This is a genomic window from Pseudoalteromonas sp. Angola-30 (assembly GCF_028599215.1).
Lineage (GTDB): Bacteria > Pseudomonadota > Gammaproteobacteria > Enterobacterales > Alteromonadaceae > Pseudoalteromonas > Pseudoalteromonas atlantica.
The window spans coordinates 1-22,686 of record NZ_JAQREI010000025.1 but is presented as its reverse complement, the minus strand read 5'-3'; the positions used below and the strand labels follow the sequence as shown (position 1 = coordinate 22,686).

Annotated in this window: 18 protein-coding genes and 3 tRNA genes; 16 read left to right on the top strand and 5 right to left on the bottom strand. The window is 40.8% G+C overall.

The features are described from left to right. Positions 1-76 precede the first annotated feature (76 nt). The 8 genes from PSH54_RS19600 (at position 77) to PSH54_RS19565 (ending at position 7,392) form a co-directional block, all read left to right on the top strand. Complete coding sequence (locus PSH54_RS19600) at positions 77-580, top strand: LabA-like NYN domain-containing protein (RefSeq protein WP_004589523.1); 504 nt, start codon at positions 77-79, stop codon at positions 578-580. Between the two features lie 152 nt (positions 581-732). Next, positions 733-1,656 (top strand): NAD(+) diphosphatase, encoded by a 924-nt coding sequence (gene nudC / locus PSH54_RS19595; protein WP_273606916.1) that lies wholly within the window; start codon positions 733-735, stop codon positions 1,654-1,656. A gap of 9 nt (positions 1,657-1,665) precedes the next feature. Beyond that, complete coding sequence (locus PSH54_RS19590) at positions 1,666-2,847, top strand: cystathionine beta-lyase (protein ID WP_054983889.1); 1,182 nt, start codon at positions 1,666-1,668, stop codon at positions 2,845-2,847. Between the two features lie 163 nt (positions 2,848-3,010). Continuing rightward, positions 3,011-3,838, top strand: coding sequence for an ABC transporter permease (locus PSH54_RS19585; protein WP_273606915.1), 828 nt, complete (start codon positions 3,011-3,013; stop codon positions 3,836-3,838). Next, positions 3,835-4,743 (top strand): ABC transporter ATP-binding protein, encoded by a 909-nt coding sequence (locus PSH54_RS19580; protein WP_024033654.1) that lies wholly within the window; start codon positions 3,835-3,837, stop codon positions 4,741-4,743. The genes PSH54_RS19585 and PSH54_RS19580 overlap by 4 nt, the downstream gene beginning before the upstream one ends. Further along, on the top strand, positions 4,743-5,117 hold the full coding sequence (locus PSH54_RS19575) for a PH domain-containing protein (RefSeq protein WP_004589518.1): 375 nt from the start codon (positions 4,743-4,745) through the stop codon (positions 5,115-5,117). The genes PSH54_RS19580 and PSH54_RS19575 overlap by 1 nt, the downstream gene beginning before the upstream one ends. Before the next feature lie 199 nt (positions 5,118-5,316). Continuing rightward, positions 5,317-6,111 carry a putative porin gene (locus PSH54_RS19570; protein ID WP_004589517.1) on the top strand — a complete coding sequence of 265 codons (795 nt, stop codon included), beginning with the start codon at positions 5,317-5,319 and terminating at the stop codon, positions 6,109-6,111. Between the two features lie 477 nt (positions 6,112-6,588). Beyond that, positions 6,589-7,392, top strand: coding sequence for a putative porin (locus tag PSH54_RS19565; protein ID WP_273606914.1), 804 nt, complete (start codon positions 6,589-6,591; stop codon positions 7,390-7,392). 86 nt (positions 7,393-7,478) lie between these two features. Here the strand turns inward: PSH54_RS19565 and PSH54_RS19560 are convergent, their stop codons facing one another. Next, the gene (locus PSH54_RS19560; RefSeq protein ID WP_273606913.1) at positions 7,479-9,326 is read right to left on the bottom strand and encodes a M2 family metallopeptidase; all 1,848 of its coding nucleotides are present in this window, start codon (positions 9,324-9,326) and stop codon (positions 7,479-7,481) included. Between the two features lie 167 nt (positions 9,327-9,493). On the opposite strand from PSH54_RS19560, the gene PSH54_RS19555 reads away from it, so the two are divergent. Beyond that, a complete protein-coding gene (locus tag PSH54_RS19555) occupies positions 9,494-11,770 on the top strand; it encodes an acyl-CoA dehydrogenase (protein ID WP_096041942.1) in 2,277 nt (758 codons plus the stop codon). Positions 11,771-11,836: 66 nt separating this feature from the next. Here the strand turns inward: PSH54_RS19555 and PSH54_RS19550 are convergent, their stop codons facing one another. Continuing rightward, positions 11,837-12,271: a hypothetical protein gene (locus tag PSH54_RS19550; protein ID WP_273606912.1), complete on the bottom strand. Its 435-nt coding sequence runs from the start codon at positions 12,269-12,271 to the stop codon at positions 11,837-11,839. Between the two features lie 146 nt (positions 12,272-12,417). Beyond that, a complete protein-coding gene (gene cysK / locus PSH54_RS19545) occupies positions 12,418-13,386 on the bottom strand; it encodes a cysteine synthase A (protein ID WP_004589513.1) in 969 nt (322 codons plus the stop codon). Between the two features lie 366 nt (positions 13,387-13,752). Here cysK and PSH54_RS19540 point away from each other — a divergent pair, with 366 nt between their 5' ends. The 7 genes from PSH54_RS19540 to PSH54_RS19510 all read left to right on the top strand — a co-directional run bounded on the left by PSH54_RS19540 (position 13,753) and on the right by PSH54_RS19510 (position 18,644). Further along, positions 13,753-14,904 carry a dicarboxylate/amino acid:cation symporter gene (locus PSH54_RS19540; protein WP_273606911.1) on the top strand — a complete coding sequence of 384 codons (1,152 nt, stop codon included), beginning with the start codon at positions 13,753-13,755 and terminating at the stop codon, positions 14,902-14,904. A 158-nt stretch (positions 14,905-15,062) separates the two neighbouring features. Then, positions 15,063-15,713: a UvrY/SirA/GacA family response regulator transcription factor gene (gene uvrY, locus PSH54_RS19535; protein ID WP_004589511.1), complete on the top strand. Its 651-nt coding sequence runs from the start codon at positions 15,063-15,065 to the stop codon at positions 15,711-15,713. 11 nt (positions 15,714-15,724) lie between these two features. Further along, complete coding sequence (gene uvrC, locus PSH54_RS19530) at positions 15,725-17,548, top strand: excinuclease ABC subunit UvrC (protein WP_273606910.1); 1,824 nt, start codon at positions 15,725-15,727, stop codon at positions 17,546-17,548. A 42-nt stretch (positions 17,549-17,590) separates the two neighbouring features. Beyond that, positions 17,591-18,136 carry a CDP-diacylglycerol--glycerol-3-phosphate 3-phosphatidyltransferase gene (gene pgsA / locus PSH54_RS19525; protein WP_024033647.1) on the top strand — a complete coding sequence of 182 codons (546 nt, stop codon included), beginning with the start codon at positions 17,591-17,593 and terminating at the stop codon, positions 18,134-18,136. 208 nt (positions 18,137-18,344) lie between these two features. Beyond that, a tRNA-Gly gene (locus PSH54_RS19520) sits at positions 18,345-18,420 on the top strand. A 27-nt stretch (positions 18,421-18,447) separates the two neighbouring features. Continuing rightward, a tRNA-Cys gene (locus tag PSH54_RS19515) sits at positions 18,448-18,521 on the top strand. Positions 18,522-18,557: 36 nt separating this feature from the next. Then, positions 18,558-18,644, top strand: a tRNA-Leu gene (locus PSH54_RS19510). 526 nt (positions 18,645-19,170) lie between these two features. Here PSH54_RS19510 and PSH54_RS19505 read toward each other — a convergent pair. Then, entirely contained in the window at positions 19,171-20,766 is a 1,596-nt protein-coding gene (locus tag PSH54_RS19505; RefSeq protein WP_273606929.1) for a BCCT family transporter, read from the bottom strand. Positions 20,767-20,949: 183 nt separating this feature from the next. Further along, complete coding sequence (locus tag PSH54_RS19500) at positions 20,950-22,365, bottom strand: alanine/glycine:cation symporter family protein (RefSeq protein WP_273606909.1); 1,416 nt, start codon at positions 22,363-22,365, stop codon at positions 20,950-20,952. Positions 22,366-22,686 lie beyond the last annotated feature (321 nt).

The following is a 22,686-nucleotide window of genomic DNA, read 5'->3' as shown; positions in this document are numbered from 1 at the left end:
AAACAAAATTGCAAGGTTCACTCGTTAATGGCGTTTTATTTCAGCTGCGCTGAGCTGTGAGCACTTAAGGAAACAAATGACTTTACAAAACGATCAGCAAATCAGTAAGCCACGTGTCGGTATTTTTGTTGATGTACAAAACATTTATTACACGTGCCGCGAAAGTTACCGTAAAAACTTTGACTACAATGCATTTTGGGCGCACATGAAGCAGCAGTATTCTATAGATTGTGCATTTGCGTATGCCATTCACCGCGGTGATGAAAAACAAAACCAGTTTCAAAATATATTGCGTGCTATTGGCTTTGAGGTAAAACTAAAGCCGTTTATTCAGCGCCGTGACGGCAGCGCAAAAGGGGATTGGGATGTAGGCATAACAATAGATATGCTAGAGCAAGGCAAAAACCTCGATAAAGTTATTTTGCTCTCTGGTGATGGCGACTTTGCGTTATTGCTAGGGCATTTAAAAAATCAATACAATGTACCGTGCGATGTGTACGGCGCCGATAAGTTAACCGCAGAGGTGCTTAAGCAAAGTGCAGAACAGTTTCATTTAATTGATGATAGCTTGCTACTCTAAAGCATAAAATATAGCGGCTAAGTGCCTGCAACATGAGAGTTTTTAATAAAGAGCCTATATAGCTAATATAGGCTTTTTTTATTGCTGTAATAAATTGGGTTTGCTCAGCGGTTATGGTAATTTTACGCCATACCATGTTATTGAGGACTCACATGCTTTATTACAGCGACATGCCATTAGACCGCGGGTCTAATTTTCGTAAAAACGCGGCGTGGTTAAACGCACAAATGTCGGCACAAAGTAAGTGGCTTTTGGTGAATAATAACCACACTTTGTTTTATAAAGACGCAGCTCAAGTGTGCTACTTAACGTATCAGCAAATTGCCCATTTAGATTTATCAAACGCTATTTATATAGGCTCAAATACCGAGCAACAGGGTGTGTTTGCGTTAGATGTTTCAGCCATACACGATGACGAACTCAAGTGTGTTATAGGCGACGCACAGTTTTTTGATATACGCCAATATGGCCCTCACGTTGATATACAAGATGGCTCTATCGCCGCACTTGCGCGTGGCTTATGTTATTGGCATGCGACGCATAGTTTTTGTGGGCGTTGTGGCAGTAAAAATACATTAGTAGAGGCAGGGCATTCACGCCTATGTGAAAACGAGCACTGTAAGCATCCTACATTTCCACGCACTGACCCTGCGGTAATTATGGTGGTTACTAAAGTATTTGAAGATGGAATAGAGCGTTGTTTATTGGGTCGCCAAGCAATATGGCAACAAGGCATGTATTCGTCATTGGCAGGCTTTGTAGATCCAGGTGAAACACTAGAGCAAGCTGTAGCGCGCGAAGTTAAAGAAGAAGCAGGCATTGACGTTGATAATGTACGTTATATTGCCTCACAACCTTGGCCATTTCCTTCCTCTATTATGTTGGGTTTTATTGCTCAGGCTAAAACTGAGCAAATAAACGTAGATAAAGACGAATTAGACGATGCCAAATGGTTTACGCGCGAAGAAGTTAAGGCGTTTGGCAATATGGGCGATGAAGGCGATCATTATAAACTCCCTCGGGTCGATTCAATTTCGCGTTTTTTAATTGAACAATGGCTTTCAAATAAGGCTTAAGGATTGGTAATGTCGACAAGCAAAAATAAAAATACCCAGTTAGTATCAACGGGGCGTAAAAAAGCCTACACCCATGGTGTGGTAAACCCCGTAGTACAACGCGCTTCTACAATTGTATTTGACAGCGTGGCCGAATTAAAAGAGGCCGCTAAAACTCGCGGTGATAAAACATTATTTTATGGCCGCCGTGGCACAACTACACATTTTGCACTGCAAGAGGCGATAACCGAGCTTGAAGGCGGCGAAGGCTGCGCACTTTATCCATGCGGCGCTGCGGCAATAAGCCAAGCGTTATTGTCGTTTGTAAAAGCGGGCGATCATATTTTAATGGTTGATAACGTGTATGAACCTACGCGTGATTTTTGCGATAAAATTTTAGCGGGACTAGGTGTTACCACCACTTATTACCCACCCACGATTGGCGCAGGTATTGAGGCGTATATTCAGCCAAACACAAAAGTGCTGTTTTTAGAATCGCCTGGCTCTATAACCATGGAAATACAAGATGTACCTGCCATGGTAAAAGTAGCCAATGAGCATAATATTATGACCATGCTTGATAACACCTACGGCAATGGCTTGCATTACCGCCCACTTGAACACGGTGTAGATATTAGTATTCAAGCAGCAACTAAGTACATTGTTGGCCACTCTGATGTAATGATGGGTGTAGCAGTGGCAAATAAAAAGTACTGGCCAACCCTACGTGAGCAGTCGTACTTATTAGGGCAATGCACCAGCGCAGATGATGCCTATTTAGCGCTTAGAGGCTTACGTACTATGGCAGTGCGTTTAAATCAGCACGAAAAGGCGGCTATAGAGGTGGCAAAATGGCTTGAGCAACATGAGTTAGTTGATCATATTCGCCATCCTGCATTTGCAAGCTGCCCTGGGCATGAATTTTTTAAGCGCGACTTTGATGGCAGCAATGGATTGTTTTCATTTGTAATGAAAACCGGAAACCAAAAAGCCATTGATGCGTTTTTAGATAGCCTTGAGCACATTAAAATGGGCTTTTCGTGGGGCGGCTTTGAAAGTTTAGTCACCGCCAATTTAACCATGAAAGGTTTACGTTCGAACACTGGCTGGGATTTAGGCCCTGTTATTCGCTTGCATATTGGCCTTGAAGACATTGATGATTTAATTAATGACTTAAGCCAAGCGCTTGAGGTATACCAACAGCATTTATAAAAATAGGCTAAATAAACAAAATTTGGCCTGTTACATTTAAACGGTTTGTTACAAAGCTCACTTATGGTGAGCTTTTTTTTGCTGGTAATTCAAGGTGTTTACACTTACTGTTGTTACATTACGCTTTATTTTAAAGCATGAGCAACGTCATTAAGGAAAGCCAATGGCAACATCATTATTAGTGAACATAGGGCGATTAACCCAAATAGCGGGTTTTGAGCTAGTACGTATGTTTTTAACCAAGCGCGGCTTAATTGCAATGGCCGCCTTTGCCCTTGTTTGGTTACTTATTTTACGCTACCCGATAGGCCAAGCCGTCAGCATTATTAGTGCGCCCAATTTTGAACAAATGGCACGCGATATTTCAGGCAGTATTGGTTTAAGTAAGTTGCTTGATTGGCCTGAGGCCGAATTTGCTATGTACTGGCTAATCGCTTTGTATAGCTTTCCGCTGTTTGCTATTTTTATATCAAGCGATCAAACCGTTGGCGATAGAGAGCGCGGCACATTACGGTTTTTATCATTGCGCTCTACACGGTTTGAAATTTTATTTGGCCGTTTTTTAGGTCAGCTTGGCGTGTTAGCGTGTTTATTAGCTATTACCCTAGTGGCAACCCTTGGCGTACTTGGTTACAGAGAGCCTAGCCTATTAATGGGGGGGTTAAGCCGTGCGGTTTCTATATTTATAATAATGGTGGTGGTACTTAGCCCGTTTGTGGCATTAATGAGTTTGATTAACACGTTTGCTCGCTCGTCTCGTTTAGCAATTGTGTTAGCCATTTTATATTTTGCTGGTGGCGGCATTATTGTGGGTATATTGGCGTGGCAAGTACCGGCTTTAAATGCGCTCGATTACCTTTTCCCTGGGGTTAATTCTGAGCTTTTAGCTGGGCAAAACCTACCTTTATTAAGTGCCTTAGGTGTGCCGCTTATTCAAAGTGCTGTATTTATAGCGATTGCGCATCGAATATTTACAAGGAGTTCGCTATGAGCGTATTAATAAAAGCCAGCGGCTTGAGTAAATCGTATGGCGCAAAGCAAGCACTTAACAACGTAAGCTTTGAAATTCAAAAAGGCGCACCTGTGGCGTTAGTGGGTCCTAATGGCGCCGGTAAAACCACATTATTTAGTTTATTGTGCGGCTATATTAACCCAAGCCACGGTGAGCTCAGTATTTTAGGGCATAAGCCTGGTAGTGCAGCGTTGTTCAACCAAGTGAGTGCATTACCGCAAGATGCGCAGTTAGATCCGCGTTTTAATATAGATAAGCAACTGGCGTTTTATGGCAAGCTTCAAGGCATGGGCGCTAAACAAAGCCACAATGAAGCGCTGCGGGTACTTGATTTGGTAGGCTTAAAAGAAGTCGCTAAACAGCGTGCGGGCGATTTATCTCACGGTATGCGCAAACGGGTAACGATAGCGCAAGCGCTGATTGGCTCGCCGAAAATAGTGATGCTTGATGAAGCCACAGCAGGGCTTGACCCTATTCATGCCAGAGAGGTGCGAGAGCTGGTATCGAGCTTAAGCGATGAAGCCACTTTTATTTTAAGTTCGCACGATTTAACCGAACTTGAGCGATTATGCTCCCAAGTGCTCCACCTAGATAAGGGCATTTTGAGCGAGCACCAAACAAAAGACAACAATACGCATACTCACTTTTATACCTTAATGCTCAACGAGGCGTATCAAAATGTGGAGCAGCAACTGCAGGCGTTAGCAGGTGTAAGCCGTGTGTATATGAGCCAACATAAAGAATACGTGATTGAGTACCAGCCAACCGGTGAGCCACTTGATATTGCTTTATTAAACTTTTGCCATCAACAAAACTGGCAATATAGGCAGTTAGTAAATGGTCACACCTTAGAAAATCAAATATTTACACAGGAGAAAGCATAATGGGACTACTCAGTGGTTTAATGGGAAATGCAAGCGAAGTAGATGATTCTGATTTAGAAAAAGTACTTGCCAATACCCTAATAGATGGCGAACAAGTAGAAAAAGCCTATAAGGTGATTCGCGATATGTTTATTTTTACTAATAAGCGTTTAATTTTAATTGATAAGCAAGGTATGACCGGCTCTAAAATGGAAATGGTGAGTATTGCTTATTCTAAAATTACTAAGTTTAGTAAAGAAAGTGCAGGGCACTTTGATTTAGATGCAGAGCTTAAAATTTGGATTGGTTCAGACCCAACGCCTATTAGTAAAGAGTTTAAATCGGGCGATAATATTAACGAAGTTTATCGTGTAATAAGTCAGCATGCGCTTTAGTTTGCTGAACATGTTTTAAGTAGTTGTTGACTATATGTTGCAACTACTTTAAATTTACAGTTTCTTACACCTACTTACAATTAACTTAATAAATACAACTGCTTAATTAAGTTTTCATTCAGTTTCTCAGCGTTAGCATGTCCCCACTTTAGTCAATGAGCTAAAGCATAAAAAGCAATGCACAAAGGGAAGTCTTACAATGAAAAAATTAGCAGTTATTATTTCAAGCATTTTATTATCTAGCACTGCGGCTGCTGCAGACAGCTACAATTCAATCAGTAATTTAAGCTACAAAGATAGCGATAACAACGACACCGTTGCTGTAGACTCTATTTATTACCTATCTCCTAAAAAAACATTAGGTCCGTACGATCAGTTTGAGTACATTAATAAACAAACTAACGTTTACGGCGGTTATGCTGATGACGACTTTGGCGATGTTACTAACATTGGTGGCGAATACTTTATTAATGAGTTTGTTGTTGGCGCATCTTACGAAAACCTTGACCCAGATTCGGGCTCTAACGGTGAGCTTTACAAGTTAACTGGTGGCTACTTCTTTAACCCTGATTTATTAGCAAAAGTAACGCTTGTTGAAAACAAAGACGGCGATGACTTTGCTTTGTTTGATTTAGCATACAACCACATGCTAAACAGCACAGACTACGTAGGTGTAACACTTACATCTGATGACGACTTTGATTACCGCGCTGTTGCAGCTAAGTACTTTATTGACTTACAGCAAGGTAACTTTTTAACGTTTGAAGGTAAATACGAGAGCATTGAAGATGCAGAAAACCAGTGGGTAGCAGAAACTAACTACTACTTCTCAAAAGCAACCTCGGTATTTGCTAACTACAACAAGCAAGATACATACAGCTTTGGTGCTCAGCACTTCATCAATAAAAACATTGGTCTTAAAGTAGGTTACGAGAACAATGCAGATGACTCTGATAACGATGCATACTTTGCAAACATGCGTTTTCAGTTTTAATTAAGCCCTGTACTTAATTAAAAGCATAAAAAGCCCGCTGCTGTAGTGGGCTTTGTTGTTTTTAACTTAAATTAACCGTGGTAAAAGTTTTACCAGGTGCAATTACGGTCTTTGTTCTGCTCATCTAAATAGCATCTTTTAAATTAAAAATAATAATGTTTTTGAAAAATGAGAAAAATATAATGAGGGATAGTTATATTGATGAGGTTTATCGAATAGTTAAGTTGTATTCAATTTAGCGACAGTTTGTACCTTATTTATTACTTTTGAAGTTTAAATGCTGAGATATAATTCTACTGTAGATTTAAGGTGTGCTTTATATTTACATTTGTACGGAATGATTAACAATTTAAGTGGTTGATATTGTGTTTAATTTGTTCTCTCATTCATTTTTTGTTCATTATTTGTTGTTAGGATGCGGCCCGACTTTGGCTACACGGCCCAAGCATAGAAAATAACATTTATAGGGAATTTAAAATGAAAAAATTAGCCGTTATCATTTCGAGTATTTTATTATCAAGCGCTGCATCTACTGCAATGGCAGCCGATACTTACCAATCTATCAGCCACGTAGGATACATGGACATTGATGGAGATGACACGGTAAGTGTTGACTCAACTTATTACTTTTCTCCAAAAGCGACGTTAGGTCCTTACGATCAATTTGAGTACATCAATAAGCAAACAAATGTTTATGGTGCATACAGTGATAATGATTTTTTAGACGTTACTAGCGTTGGCGGTGAGTATTTTGTAGAAGATTTTGTACTAGGTGCGCAGTACAATAATTTCGATAGTGATTTTGGCTCAAGCACGGATGTAATTGAACTTTCAGCTGGTTACTTCTTTAATCCAAACCTTGTATTAAAAGCAACGTTTGTAGATGTTGAAGATGCTGACAATCAGTTTGTGTTTGACCTAGCATATAACCACGAATTAAACAGCACTGATTATATCGGCTTTACAGTAACAGCAGATGACGAGTTTGATTACCGTGCAGTAGCAGCTAAGTACTTTGTTGATTTACAGCAAGGTAACTACTTAACTGTTGAAGGTAAATTTGAAGATGTTGATGGCGGTTCTAGTAGCTGGGAATTAGCATCTAACTACTATTTCAGTAAAGCAACATCGGTGTTTGTTACAGTTAATAAGAACGATGACTACGCTTTTGGTGCTCAACACTTTTTCAATAACAATGTTGGTTTAGAAGCAGGTTACGGTAATAACTGGGATGATTCTGATTACGATGCTTACTTTGCAAATGTAAGCTTACAGTTCTAATTTAACCAAAAGTTAGTTACTGAACAAAAAGCCCGCTACTGTAGCGGGCTTTGTTATTTCAACTTAAATTAACCGTGGTAAAAGTTTTACCAGCCGCAATTACGACCTTTGTTCTGCTCATCTAAATAGCGTTGCAGCGGTGCAAAGTAATCAAGCATAGCGGTTGCATCCATTTGCGGCTTGCCTGTGATGGTTTCAAGGGCTTCTTGCCATGGACGAGAAGAGCCCATTTCTAGCATTGCGTTTAGCTTATCCCCTGCTTCTTTTGAATTATAAATAGAGCAGCGGTGAATGGCTTTATCGTTACCGGCTATTTCACATAAGCTGCGGTGAAATTCAAACTGTAAAATATGGGCTAAAAAGTAACGTGTATAAGGAGTGTTGCCTGGTACGTGGTATTTAGCACCTGGATCAAAGTCATCTTCGCTACGTGCAATAGGCGCTTTCACACCTTGGTATTTTTCACGTAGCTCCCACCACGCTTTATTATAATCTTGTGGCTTTACTTGGCCCGAAAATACCTGCCAGCGCCATTGATCAACCATTAAGCTAAAGGGCACAAAGGCGACTTTATCTAGCGCCATTTTCATTAGTAAGCCAATGTCTTTTGACTCATCAGGTACTTGCTCGAGTAAACCAATTTCTTTTAAGTAACCGGGTGTAACCGATAAAGCAATGGTGTCGCCAATGGCTTCGTGAAAACCATCGTTGGCACTTTCTTGATAAAATAAAGGCTGTTTATTATAAGCGCGCTGATAAAAGTTGTGGCCTAGCTCATGGTGAATAACAGAAAATTCTTCGCCGGTGCGTTGAATACACATTTTAATGCGTAAGTCGTCTTTGCTATCTATATTCCAAGCAGAGGCATGACACTGCACGTCTCTGTCTTTTGGTTTTACAAATAACGAACGCTCGTAAAAGGTCTCGGGCAATGGCTCAAACCCCATTGAGGTAAAAAAGGTTTCAGCACCTTTAACCATTTTTAGCTCGTCGTAATTATTTTTAGCTAATAGCTCGGTAACATCGTAACCCGGATCGGCGTTTTCTGGCGCGACCACATCGTAAATGTTACCCCACGCTTGTGCCCACATGTTTCCTAATAAATGCGCAGGAATAGGCTCATCTTGGGCTACTTTGTCGGTGCCGTATTTTTCGCCTAATTTAGCGCGTACATGGCAATGCAGTGAGTTATAAAGTGGCTTTACTTGCCCCCAAATGCGGTCAAGCTCGGTTGTAAAGTCATCAGCTGGCATATCGTACTTGCTGCGCCACATTGCGCCGGTATCAGCATAACCTAGCTCTTTAGCCCCTTCGTTTGTAAGGGTTACTTGCTGCTCGTAAAGTGGGCGCATTGGCTTTGAAATTTGACGCCACCCTTGCCATAAATCAAGTAGCTCGTTGTAATCACGGCTGGTGGCCATTTTTGCGGTCATATCACCAAGGCTTAAACAGCTGCCATCGTCTTTACAGTATTTACCTTTACCGTATAAACCACCTAGCTCTGCCACAATAGTTGAAAGTTGGGCTGTTTTTTCGGCGTCCTGAGGAGCGGGTAAAGTAAGCGCAAGTTTAAGTTTATTAAGCTTGCGGCGTGCATCGTAATCAAGCGCTAAGTCGTCAAATTGGGCTGCCTGATTGGCTAAACGTACGACCGACTCGGTCATTTTACGATTAACTTCGGCAGATAACGCCGAGGTGTCGTGTGTTATAAAGTTTGCGTAAATCCACTCAGCGCGGCTCGACTCTAGGTAAAGCTCACTTAGCTCTTGCTCGGCTTTGGCAATAAATGCATTGGCATCTTGTTTTGTAAGAGGCTTCTCGGTCTGTGCTGAATCACTAGTGTCTATGGCTATTTCTGCTTCGCAGGCGGTTAGCGCTAATGTACTTGCGACTATGAGGGCGCTCATACTTAATTTAAAGCGTGGCGTGTTCATTGTATTCCTTTGGTTTATTGTTATTAAGAAAGTGATAATAGCAGCGATGTTTAAAACAATAAAATTAATACGTTAAGGCGTGTGGTGCATCGCGCAATGATTGTATTTAAACTAAGATGGGTCATAATTAAGTTACTATTTTCATTCAATGTAAAAGGAATGTGCTCATGTCAGTATTTATAATATTGCTGGTCGTGGTGGTGGTTATTTTTGCAGTCAAAGATATTCGCCTCAACCTGATCAGCCGTCCTACGTTTAAAATGTTTAAAAAGGTACTTCCGCCGCTCTCGCAAACTGAGCGAGAGGCAATGGAAGCCGGCGATGTATGGTGGGATGGTGAGCTATTTAGTGGTAATCCAGATTGGCAAAAACTGCATAACTTTCCAAGGCCTGAACTTAGCGATAAAGAAAATGACTTTATGGATAATCAGGTGAACACGCTACTGGCGATGCTAGATGATTACCAAATTGTACAAAAAGATAAAGACTTGCCAAAAGAAGTCTGGGATTACTTAAAAACAGAGGGCTTTTTTGCGCTGATCATTCCTGAAAAATTTGGTGGACGTGAGTTCTCTGCCATTGCTAATTCAACCATAGTGTCAAAAATTGCCACAAAAAGCTTAACTGCGGCGGTTACTGTTATGGTGCCTAATAGCTTAGGCCCAGGCGAGCTGTTACTGCATTATGGCACAAAAGAGCAACAAGACCGTTGGCTACCAAGCCTTGCAAGTGGTAAAGATGTGCCGTGTTTTGCACTTACCGGCCCAGAAGCTGGCTCTGATGCCGGCAGTATTCCCGACTCTGGCGTAGTGTGTAAAGGGCAGCATAATGGTGAAGAAGTTATAGGCCTGCGTTTAAATTGGTCTAAGCGTTATATTACGCTTGCGCCGGTGGCAACCGTACTTGGCCTTGCCTTTAAAATGTATGACCCAGATGGGATATTAGGCGATGAAAAAGAGCTAGGGATTACCTGTGCGCTAATTCCTACAGATCACGAAGGGGTAGAAACGGGTGAGCGCCATTATCCATTAAACATGGCATTTATGAACGGAACTACCTACGGTAAAGATGTTTTTATTCCGCTAGATTGGATTATTGGCGGTGAGCAGGGCGCAGGGCGAGGCTGGCGCATGTTGGTTGAGTGTTTAAGTGCTGGACGCGGTATTTCTTTACCTGCACTAAGCACCGCAACAGGGCATTTAGCCTCTAAAATGACCTCTGCTTACTCTGTGGTACGCCAACAGTTTGGTGTATCAATTGGCCAATTTGAAGGTGTACAAGAAGCCTTAGCCCGTATTGGCGGGTTAACGTATACGTTAGAGTCTGCGCGTTTAATGACCGCAGGCGCAATAGATTTAAAACTTAGCCCATCGGTTGTTACCGCCATTGCAAAATACCATATGACCGAAATGGGGCGTACGGTAATGAACGATGCAATGGACATTCATTCTGGTAAAGGTATTCAAGTTGGGCCTAATAACTATTTAGCCCATGGTTATATGGGGATCCCGGTATCGATTACTGTTGAAGGGGCAAACATTTTAACCCGTAACTTAATGATTTTTGGCCAAGGTGCCACCCGTTGTCATCCGTTTGTGTTAAAAGAAATGGAAGCTGCCGCAATGGAAGACGACGATGCAGCACTTGATCAATTTGATAGTTTATTGATGAAGCACATTTTATTTGCTGCCAGTAACGCCGGCATGGCTTTTGTACATGGTCTTACGCGAAGCTGTTTGGCAAAAGCGCCCGTGTGCGGTGCAACCGCTGTGTATTACAAGCAGCTAAGCAGAATGAGCCGAGGGCTTGCTTTTACTACAGATGTAGCCATGTTGGTACTTGGTGGCGAGCTAAAGCGTAAAGAGATGATTTCGGCGCGTTTAGGTGATGTGCTTAGCCATTTATATTTAGCATCTACTGTATTAAAACGCTTTGAAGATGAAGGGCGCCAACAGGCTGATTTACCTTTTGTGAAATACGCTATTGAAAATTCTCTTTATGAGATAGGCCAAGCGTTTGATGGCTTTTTCAAAAACTTTTCAAATCCGGTGGTTAACTTTTTACTTAAACGCATTGTGTTTCCACTGGGGAATCACTACCACAAGCCAAGTGATGAAACAGCCCAAAGTATTTGCGAGCATATGACGCAACCTGGGGTGTTTAGAAACCGTTTAACGCACTTATGTTATGTAGATGAAAATGCGGGCACAGGCGTGATGGAAAATGCATTTTTAGCTATGCACGATATGCAAACACAGTTTAAAGAATTAAAACACTGGCAACGCAGTGGTAAGGTCCCTGCAACACTCGACATAGAAGGCGCAATAAATTACGCACTAGAGAATGAGCTCCTTGCGCAAGCAGATGCCGATGCAATGCACCATACCAATAAACTAAGAAAACAAGCAATTGCCGTTGATAACTTTAAACCCGGTGAATTATAACGCTTAAGATAAGCGCTAAACGCAAAAAGGCCTTACATGTGTAAGGCCTTTTTTGTGGTGTACAAGTTAGCGTGCGTAAGGGTCTGCAACTATTTTATCTATATACCATTTCCCTTTTTTACGAAGCATTTTAACGCTGCGCATATCATCGACTTTATCGCCATTAAAGTAGCCTGTAAAAATGAGGTTTATTTTGGCGTTATCGCCATATTGTTCGCGTACGCTCATGTTGGTCATATCGACTTCAATTATTACTTCATCGTATTGCAGGTTTACTAAGTTTCGGGCAAATTGCTTAGCGGTGCCATAGGATTTCATAATTCGGCTGAGATTAGGGGTGGCCATTGTGCTGGCTTTTTGTAAATCTTTTTGATTATACAATGCATCAAAGTAAGCGGTGGCTGTATCGCCCGGTGAGTCGCCCAGAGTTTGTACGCTATCGCCACAGGCGGCTAAAAATAAGCATACGATAAAACTTAAATAAGCTGTTATTTTTTTCATGTTGAATGTTTTTAATTAGTTTTTTTAAAGTGTGTGGTTAATTAAACAAGATGTAAAGCAGCACTGGGGAATAAATAGAAAATTGAATCATAAATAATAAAAAAGGATGCCATAAGCATCCTTTTAAGTATCTCAAGGAGAGAAATTTACTGTACTAATTCTTGCTCGCTAAATTCTTCAGCAAACATTGGGCTAGACAGGTAACGCTCTGTGGCACTTGGTAAAATCACCACAATATTTTTATCAGCGTTTTCTGGCTTTTCAGCAAGGCGTTTAGCGGCAACAACAGCTGCGCCTGATGAAATACCCACTAAAATACCTTCTTTTTTCATTAGCTCATGAGCCATTGCAATAGCATCTTCGTTTGATACTTGCTCAGCACCATCAATCACACTTAAATCAAGGTTTCCAGGAATAAACCCTGCGCCAATACCTTGAATTTTATGTGGACCTGGTTTTACTTCTTCGCCTGCAAGCGTTTGGCTAATAACAGGTGAGTTAGTTGGCTCAACTGCAATCGCTTTAACATCTAGGCCTTTTTCGTTTTTAAGGTAACGGCTAACACCTGTAATAGTACCGCCAGTGCCTACGCCTGCTACAAAAAAGTCTACTTTACCATCAAGCGCTTCAAAAATTTCTGGGCCGGTTGTTTCAAAGTGAATTTTAGGGTTAGCTGGGTTTTCAAACTGTTGTAATAAAATGTATTTTTCTGGATCTGTTGCTTGAATTTCTTTTGCTTTTTCAATTGCGCCATTCATACCTTTAGCGCCATCTGTAAGCACTAAGTTAGCGCCTAATGCTTTTAATAGTTTGCGGCGCTCTAGGCTCATTGTATTTGGCATGGTAAGTGTTAATTTGTAACCACGTGCTGCGGCAACAAATGCAAGGGCAATACCTGTATTACCCGATGTAGGTTCAATTAGTTCTTTACCTTCAACAAGCTGACCTGATTTTTCAGCTTCCCAAATCATTGATGCACCAATACGACATTTAATACTAAAGCTAGGATTACGCGATTCTACTTTAGCGTAAACGTTTCCGCCTGTTACGCGATTAAGTTTTACCAGTGGTGTATTACCAATGCTTAGTGAGTTATCTTCAAAAATAGTAGACATAATGTTCCTTTGGATACAATCTGATCAATGTGTTAATAGCCTTTGCTATTAACTATATAAATACACTTTACTGCGAGTTTAAAAAAACTAAAGTAAAGTTTGGCTATAACATATATCTATTGGGCTTATAACCAGCCGAAATAAAAATTAGTTATTATTGTTGCTTTAGTTATTAAAGATGCGGGCTCATTTTTAAATTTAAAGAGTAAATTTCGCCACGTAGTTAAAAAATGCTCAGAGTAGGCTAATTATTGCGATGTTTTTGTGTGTTATTTGCGCACATGAATATAACTTGAATACTTTTATCACACAATGCGCCTAAAACATGTTAAAAACACTCTATCTATATTCAACTAAGCAATCACAATGAAGTTAATCTTAAAATTAATTGCCGGTATTGTGGCCGGTATTTTGGTCGGGCTTTATGTGCCTCTCACTGGTGTTGAGCTTTTATTTACTGTTAAAGAGCTTATTGGCCAACTTATTTCTTTTACCATCCCATTAATTATTTTATTTTTTATTGCTTCGGGCATTGCGGGCTTGCCTAAAGGGTCTGGCCATTTATTAGGTAAAACTGTTGGCTTTGCTTATAGCTCTACAGTAATTGCAGGTACGCTTGCCTTTTTACTAGTAAGTGCGGTTATTCCACTGCTAAGTGGCAATATTACGTTTGAAGCCGAAGTTGCCACTGAAATTGGCAGTTTTATTGATTTAGAAATTCCACCGCTGATGGGTGTAATGACAGCGCTTGTGACTGCATTTGTGTTTGGTATTGGCATGAGCCAACTTGAATTAGAAACACTTAAAAAAGTGTCTGATCAGGGTCGCGATGTAATCGATGCTTTATTATCTAAAGTAATTATTCCGGCATTACCATTTTACATTGCAGGTGTATTTGCAGAAATGACCGTAGCAGGGACCGTGGTAGATACATTGCAAACCTTTGGTGTTGTGCTTATTGCAGCACTTGTTATGCATTGGCTGTGGCTAACCGTATTATATGTTTCTACGGGGATATTACTTAAACGTAACCCGTTGGAGCTCGTTAAAAATATGCTTCCTGCTTATTTTACAGCGCTGGGGACAATGTCGAGCGCGGCAACCATTCCGGTGTCTTTGCAATCAAGCAAAGCAAATGACGTAAAAGAAGATGTAGCAAACTTTACAGTGCCACTGTGCGCTACTATCCATTTATCGGGTTCTACCATTACGATTGTGACGTGTGCAATGGCCGTTATGTTTTTATCGCCAAGCATGGAAGTACCTTCTTTAATGGGGATGCTGCCGTTTATTATGATGTTAGGGGTAGTAATGATTGCAGCGCCAGGTGCACCTGGTGGAGCAGTAATGTCGGCGCTCGGTTTATTAACCAGTATGCTTGGCTTTAACGAAGGCGCTGTTGCACTTATGATTGCACTTTACCTTGCGCAAGATAGCTTTGGTACAGCGTGTAATGTTACAGGCGATGGTATTATTGCCCTATGGGTAGACCGTTTTAGCGAAAAAACAGCGTCATAAAAAACTAAAGTACTGGTTTTTAGCAGTAATAAAATAATGCTAAAAGATGAGTACACCTAAAGCGAAGCAATAATATTAGTTATTGTTTCGCTTTAACTGTGGTAATGTGGCAAATTAGATTGTTTGTCGCGTATTGTTAGGTTAATGAGGGTATTACATTGATTAATGTGCTTTTAGTTGATGACCATGAGCTGGTACGAACTGGTATAAAACGTATATTAGATGATGTACGTGGTTTTAAAGTGGTAGGCGAAGCTAAAGATGGAGAGGCTGCGGTACAGTTTTGTCGCCAGCACGCACCTAATATTGTATTAATGGATATGAACATGCCTGGCATGGGTGGCTTAGAGGCCACAAAAAAGATTTGTCGCTATTGCCCAGATGTAAAAATTATTGTGCTTACGGTTAATTGCGAAGACCCGTTTCCATCAAAAGTGATGCAAATTGGCGCGCATGGCTTTTTAACCAAAGGTGCAGGCTCTGATGAAATGGTTCGTGCTATACGATCTGTTCATGCAGGTCAGCGTTATATCGCCCCAGAAATTGCACAACAAATAGCCCTTGCGCAAGTAACAGGGCGTACCGATGAAAACCCTTTTCAAAGCTTATCTGAGCGCGAGCTACAAATTATGCTAATGATCACCAAAGGTGAAAAAGCTCAAGATATTGCCGAGCGCTTAAATTTAAGCTCAAAAACAGTAAACAGCTACCGTTACCGTATGTTTGAAAAATTAAACGTAGGAGGCGACGTTGAGCTTACTCATTTGGCTATTCGCCATAAAATGATTGATATAGACGTATCTCATTAATTTTTTAATTTATGTCTGAATTCGATCACGCCCAATTTTTAAAAACGCTATCAAGTGAACCGGGTGTATACCGTATGCTTGATAGTGAACAACAAGTTATTTATGTCGGTAAAGCTAAAAACTTAAAAAAACGGGTAAGTAGCTACTTTAGATCTAATCTAACCGACAGTAAAACCCGTGTGCTAGTGAGTAATATTTGCGATATTGAAGTTACGCTCACAAACACCGAAACCGAAGCCCTGCTGCTTGAAAACAACCTTATAAAAAAATATCAGCCGCGTTATAACATTTTATTACGTGATGATAAGTCATACCCCTATATATTACTTACCAGTCATAAACATCCGCGTTTAGCCTTTCATAGAGGCAGTCGCAAGGTAAAAGGCGAGTACTTTGGGCCTTTCCCAAGTGCTGGCGCAGTGTCGGAAAGTTTGCGTTTAATGCAAAAAATATTTCCTGTACGTCAGTGCGAAGATGCCTATTACCGTGCCAGAAGCCGCCCGTGTTTACAGTATCAGCTAAAGCGCTGCTCAGCACCGTGTGTTAATAAAGTGACAGAGCAAGAGTACGGCGAACAAGTTGATTATGTACGTAAGTTTTTAACAGGTAAGTCGCACGAAGTAATAGCCGATTTAATAAAAAAAATGGAAGCGGCGAGTAAAGACCTTAACTTTGAGCTCGCAGCTAAAGTGCGTGACCAAATTATGCTACTGCGCAAAATGCAGGAGCAGCAGTCTATTTCAGGTAATTTTGCTGAAATGGATGTGGTAGGTTTTGCGCACTTAAATGGATTAAATGGGATTCATTTATTAATGATCCGCGATCATAAAGTGCTAGGCAGTAAAACCTATTTTCCAAAAGTACCTAAAGATTCGGGGCAAGAGGAAATACTCACTTCGTTTTTAGGGCAATATTATTTAGCGCCTGGTGCGACAGGGCGCATAGCAAAAGAAATTATTTTACCGTTCGAGATTGAAGAAAGTAGCGCATTGAGTGAAGCGCTTACGCAAATTAGTGAGCGCAAAGTATCGCTTAAAGTGGTTACCCGCGGAGAGCGAGCACAATACCTTCAGCTTGCTAATAAAAACGCATTAAACAGCATTACCGTTAAACAAAGTACGCAAGACTCCATAAACAAACGTTATGCACAATTAAAAGTGACCCTAGGCTTAGATGATATAAACAGAATGGAATGTTTTGATATCAGCCATACCATGGGGGAGAACACAGTAGCCAGTTGTGTAGTATTTGATTCGCAAGGGCCAAATAACAAAGAGTACAGGCGCTACAACGTAACGGGTATAACCGGCGGTGATGATTACGCGGCAATGGAGTTTGCACTGAACAAACGCTACAACAAAGTGGTAGATGAAGACAAAATCCCTGACGTTATATTCATTGACGGTGGTAAAGGGCAACTAGGCCGTGCAGAGCAGTATTTTGCCACGTGGCCACATGCTAAAATGCCGCTGTTAGTAGGTGTAGCAAAAGGCACAAGCAGAAAGCCAGGCCTTGAAACCTTATTAATTGATGGCGGGCGAAAAACGATTCCTATGGATTCGGATGCGCCAGCACTTCATTTAATTCAGCATATTCGCGATGAGTCGCACCGATTTGCCATTGCAGGGCACCGTAATAAGCGCCAAAAACAGCGCACGCAATCATTATTAGAAGAGATCAATGGAGTAGGTTCTAAGCGCCGCCAAACATTATTAAAATATTTAGGGGGCATGCAAGGGGTAAAAGCTGCTAATATAGAACAGTTAAAGAAAGTTCCTGGGATCAGTCCTGACATGGCTGAGAAGATATTTAACCATTTGCATGACAAGGGCTAGCCCTTCATGCGAATATAGAAAAAAAGACATATCCAAGTAGTTATGTGGAATATTCCAAACACACTCACAACCTTTAGACTTTTTCTTATCCCCATATTTTTGGTGATATTTTACTTGCCTTATAGCTGGGCGTTTTTTGCTGCCGCTTTTATTTTTTGGCTTGCATCAATCACCGATATACTTGATGGCTATTTAGCACGAAAGCTAGAGCAATCTACGCCTTTTGGTGCGTTTTTAGACCCTGTAGCCGATAAGGTTATGGTGTGTGCTGCACTTGTTGCGCTCTCTGATCATTATCAGTCTATGTATATGACTATTCCGGCCCTTATTATTATTAGCCGTGAAATAGTGATATCTGCATTACGTGAGTGGATGGCCGAACAAGGCAAACGTGGAAACGTTGCAGTATCAAATATGGGCAAAATAAAAACCGCGGCGCAAATGCTGGCGATTATTGGCCTAATTTGGCAATACGATACGTGGATGATCTATTTAAGTTTTGCTTTATTGTATATAGCCACCTATTTAACACTGAGCTCTATGGTGCAATATTTAATGGCTGCATGGAGTGAATTGACCAAAAATTGATTGTAAACGTCTAATAACGCACCGTTTTAGATAAAAAATAATCAAACAGTTCAAAAGTGGCATTTTTTGTGTTGACGCGTTTAATAATCTCTGTAGAATGCGTCCGTGTTGAGAGGGCATAGCCCCTAAGATAAAGAAAACCAAAGTTACTTAGTTAGCAGCGTAAACATCGCAAGATGTTGAATAACGCAGATAATTAAATAATAATGCGGCACTAGCTCAGTTGGTAGAGCGCGACCTTGCCAAGGTCGAGGTCACGAGTTCGAGCCTCGTGTGCCGCTCCAAGTTTTCATTAGGTTGTCCAACGGTTTGGCGGAATGGCAGAGTGGCCATGCAGCGGATTGCAAATCCGTCCACCTCGGTTCGACTCCGGGTTCCGCCTCCATTCAACACTCCACATGCTTTAAATAGCAAACTCGATGCCCGAGTGGTGGAATTGGTAGACACAAGGGATTTAAAATCCCTCGACTAACAAGTCGTGCCGGTTCAAGTCCGGCCTCGGGCACCACTTTTACTAAAGTCCTTTTAGTAAATTAAATATTCCCTATTTTAAATAAATACCCATCTTTTATATAATATAACAATCACTTTGTTTATGTTTTTGCCTATTCCTTAAAAATTAATAGCAATTGGCTTAATCAAGTGACTAATTTGAGGTAGACAATCGTGCTTAAAGCAGAGCATACGCATTGTTACACGTTAGCGTTAGTTGATTAAACCTACATTACTTTTCCCATATCCCTTTGCTGCTGCCGTCTAAATCCAATTCAGTTCATTAAAGCAATTTACATACATGCGCGACTACCTGATGATATAAACTTGATAGCTAAAGGTGCAACTAATAGCACTTGGTTGTTATGCGCTGATATGTGCGCTCTATTTATTTAAAACAACGTGTTTTAGAGGTGTATTGCCAAAGCTAAACAGTTTGATAATTAAATACGTTCGTTAATGTATTAGCTGAAGTGTAGGTAGGGGAGGAAATAAAGTGCAAAGCAAAGCGACACAAAGCCGCTTTGCTAAAGTACATAATGCTATAACTTTGTTTGTGCTTTATAAATGGGGTATTCGCTCATTAAACCTTGAATAAGCGCCACGCACATTAAAATAAGCACAATTGAGAAAGGTAACGCAGTGGTTACTACTCCAGATTGCAGAGCCTGCAAGGCTTGAGAGCCTCCTACCCATAGTAATACGGCGGCTATTGCCCCTTCAATCGATGCCCAAAATATACGTTGTGGTACCGGCGCATCAATTTTTCCGCCAGCGGTTATGCCATCTATTACAAGTGAGCCAGAATCAGAAGAGGTAATAAAAAATACTAAAACAAGCACAATTGAGATCACACTAATAAGGCCACTAAGCGGAAGCTGCTCATAAACCTGAAATAGCGTTACAGAGATATCGGTTAACCCGTTTTGCCCAAGTGGGCCTACTTTATCAATAATTTGTGAAATCGCTAAATTACCAAATACCCCCATCCACACTAAGCTTAACAGTGTTGGCAGGCCAATGACGACTAATAAAAATTCTCGCACGGTACGGCCTCTAGAAACGCGGGCAATAAACATTCCTACAAACGGCGACCACGATATCCACCATGCCCAATAAAATACTGTCCAGGCATGCATCCAGTCTTCATCTTCACGGCCAAACGGATTACTAAGCGGAACCATATGTTCTACATATGCACCAAAGGTAAACCATATTGCTGTAATTGAGTCACTAAAAGTAAGCGATATTATGGCTACAAGTAAAATAAATGCACATATAAGATTGATGTTACTAAGTACTTTCACACCCCCTTCAATGCCTTTAATAACAGAAACAATAGCAATACAGGTAACGAGTGCTATAACTGTAATTTGAAAAGCGGTACCGTAGTCAGTGCCCATTAAATAATTAATACCACTTGTTGCTTGCTGTGCCCCTAAACCAAGAGACGTTGCTAAACCAAAAAGCGTAGAGAGTACAGCAAGTATATCAATAACGTGACCAAGCCAGCCCCATGCACGATCGCCAAATAAGGGATAAAACACGGAGCGTATAGATAACGGAAGGCCTTTATTGTAAGCAAAAAACGCTAAGCTAAGTGCAACAATGGCATAAATTGCCCAACCATGTAAGCCCCAGTGATACATGGTGGCACCCATGGCTAAAGAGTGCGCTTCTGGGGTATTTGGCTCTGCGTTCAATGGCATTAAGTACCAATCAGTATAATAGGCTGCGGGCTCTGCAACACCCCAAAACAGTAAACCTATCCCCATTCCTGCGGCAAATAGCATTGCCAGCCATGAGAGATAACCATGTTCAGGTTTTGAATCAACACCCCCTAAGCGAATTTTACCAAGAGGGGAGAGCGCAAGTGCAAAGCAAAATAATACGAAACCATTAGCAATCAACATGAAGTAGCTATCAAATTTATTGATAATGGCATCTTTAGTTGAGGTAAGTGCTTCCCTGACCACTTCAGGGTCAAGCAATAAGGTAAGGGCAACAAATAGTATGACTAAAAATGCGCTTATTCCAAACACTGGGTTATGAACATCAAACCCCCATTTTTGTACGTTATCTTGACCTACCTGATAATCGGTAGTGTCAATACTGTATTTGTTCAATTGGTCATCCATCATGACTCCTTTATATTATAGATAACAAACTTCAATTTTATAGTACGTAAGTAAATCAAAAAGCGCCTATTACTGATATTTAATTATGGTATATATCTCTGAAATACATTAATAAATTTTTATATAGTTTGAAAGGCAAAAAAAAGCGAGCTAATGCTCGCTTAATAATTATTTAATTTAGCGTTACTTCCACGCGTTAGGATCAACCTCTTTGGCAAGCTTAGGGTGCTTGTCTTTGTCAAACGTAGGTAATACACCTTGCTTGTTTTGCGCGTTGTAATCTTTTGATAACCACACAACAACGCCTGAAAGCATAAACAGTGCAACCACGTTTACAATAGCCATTAGGCCCATAGAAATGTCAGCAAGTGTCCAAATAATACCTAGTTCACCAATGGCACCAAACATAACCATGCCTAATACAAGTAATCTAAATATAAACATTCCTTTAGTAGAGTTGTGCTCTAAAAACATTAGGTTTGTTTCGGCATATGAGTAATTCGCGACAATAGAGGTAAATGCAAAAAACAAAATGGCAATGGCAATAAAGTAAGTACCCCAGTCACCTACGTGCTCTTGTAGTGCGGCTTGCGTTAACTCTATTCCTAATACACCCGATTCAGGCACAAGTTGATTAGACAGTAAGATTAATGAGGCAGTGGCTGTACAGATCACAATAGTATCTATAAATACACCTAGCATTTGCACATACCCTTGCGAGGCTGGGTGCGGTGGATAAGGTGTTGCCGTTGCTGCGGCATTGGCTGCGCTACCCATACCGGCTTCGTTCGAAAACAAACCGCGCTTAATACCTTGGATCATAGCTTGCGTTACACCATAGCCAATTGCACCGGCGCCTGCTTGCTCTAAACCAAAAGCACTTTTTATTATAAGTACAATAACATCAGGTAGGGCAGTAAAGTTAATCGCACATACATATATAGCAACTAGCAAATAGGCAAGCGCCATAAATGGAACAACCATTTCGGCAAAACGTGATATTGTTTTTAATCCACCAAAAATAATGATGCCAGAGCCAATTACAAGTGCAATGCCTACTATATACTTAGGTACATCAAACGCTACTTCAAATGCGGCAGCAATAGAGTTTGACTGTACAGCATTAAATACCAGGCCAAAGGCTAAAATTAAGCATAATGAAAACAACACACCCATCCAGCGTTTGCCTAAACCACGCTCCATATAATAAGCAGGGCCGCCTCTAAAGTTGCCATCAGCGTCTTTAGTTTTATAAGCTTGCGCTAACGTACTTTCTGCAAAGCTAGTTGCCATACCTATTAAAGCAATCAGCCACATCCAAAATATAGCGCCAGGGCCACCTAAATAAAGTGCTACGGCAACACCGGCCATATTACCTGTTCCAACACGCGCCGCTAAAGAAGTACAAAAAGCCTGAAAAGAAGAAATCTCATCTCCATCACATTTACGTGAGCCAAACATAACTTTAAACATATGAGGGAATTGTACAAATTGAATAAAGCCTAACCGAATGGTAAAAAAGACACCTGCTGCTATTAATAAGTAGACGAGAACTTGGCCCCAAAGTAAGGCACTTATACTATTTATTATATCTGTCATGAATACTACCTAAGTACATGAGTTGAAAAAGTGCTGGCAACTTACCATAACAAATCAAAAGAGTTTAGTTTTAAAAGCAAAAAAGCAGTCTTATCCACAGGTTTTTGTGGGTAACATGTGTTTTTAATGTGGGGTTCTTATGGGTATAAATTAAATGCAATTTTATTCAATTAAACGCTTGCGTATAAAACGTTTCTCCCTATAATGCGACCCCACTGAGACGGCAGAGCAGGCAACGCTTAGCGAGGCAAGCAAACCACTTAGTGAGTCGAGTAAAACTTAGTTTTAAAAACTTTCAAGTTTAACAAAATTAAGTGTTGA

Bases quoted from the DNA above. Each gene is read 5' to 3' on its own strand.
- PSH54_RS19600 (WP_004589523.1), top strand. From the start codon at position 77: ATGACTTTACAAAACGATCAGCAAATCAGTAAGCCACGTGTCGGTATT.
- nudC (WP_273606916.1), top strand. From the start codon at position 733: ATGCTTTATTACAGCGACATGCCATTAGACCGCGGGTCTAATTTTCGT.
- PSH54_RS19590 (WP_054983889.1), top strand. From the start codon at position 1,666: ATGTCGACAAGCAAAAATAAAAATACCCAGTTAGTATCAACGGGGCGT.
- PSH54_RS19585 (WP_273606915.1), top strand. From the start codon at position 3,011: ATGGCAACATCATTATTAGTGAACATAGGGCGATTAACCCAAATAGCG.
- PSH54_RS19580 (WP_024033654.1), top strand. From the start codon at position 3,835: ATGAGCGTATTAATAAAAGCCAGCGGCTTGAGTAAATCGTATGGCGCA.
- PSH54_RS19575 (WP_004589518.1), top strand. From the start codon at position 4,743: ATGGGACTACTCAGTGGTTTAATGGGAAATGCAAGCGAAGTAGATGAT.
- PSH54_RS19570 (WP_004589517.1), top strand. From the start codon at position 5,317: ATGAAAAAATTAGCAGTTATTATTTCAAGCATTTTATTATCTAGCACT.
- PSH54_RS19565 (WP_273606914.1), top strand. From the start codon at position 6,589: ATGAAAAAATTAGCCGTTATCATTTCGAGTATTTTATTATCAAGCGCT.
- PSH54_RS19560 (WP_273606913.1), bottom strand. From the start codon at position 9,326: ATGAACACGCCACGCTTTAAATTAAGTATGAGCGCCCTCATAGTCGCA.
- PSH54_RS19555 (WP_096041942.1), top strand. From the start codon at position 9,494: ATGTCAGTATTTATAATATTGCTGGTCGTGGTGGTGGTTATTTTTGCA.
- PSH54_RS19550 (WP_273606912.1), bottom strand. From the start codon at position 12,271: ATGAAAAAAATAACAGCTTATTTAAGTTTTATCGTATGCTTATTTTTA.
- cysK (WP_004589513.1), bottom strand. From the start codon at position 13,386: ATGTCTACTATTTTTGAAGATAACTCACTAAGCATTGGTAATACACCA.
- PSH54_RS19540 (WP_273606911.1), top strand. From the start codon at position 13,753: ATGAAGTTAATCTTAAAATTAATTGCCGGTATTGTGGCCGGTATTTTG.
- uvrC (WP_273606910.1), top strand. From the start codon at position 15,725: ATGTCTGAATTCGATCACGCCCAATTTTTAAAAACGCTATCAAGTGAA.
- pgsA (WP_024033647.1), top strand. From the start codon at position 17,591: ATGTGGAATATTCCAAACACACTCACAACCTTTAGACTTTTTCTTATC.
- PSH54_RS19505 (WP_273606929.1), bottom strand. From the start codon at position 20,766: ATGGATGACCAATTGAACAAATACAGTATTGACACTACCGATTATCAG.
- PSH54_RS19500 (WP_273606909.1), bottom strand. From the start codon at position 22,365: ATGACAGATATAATAAATAGTATAAGTGCCTTACTTTGGGGCCAAGTT.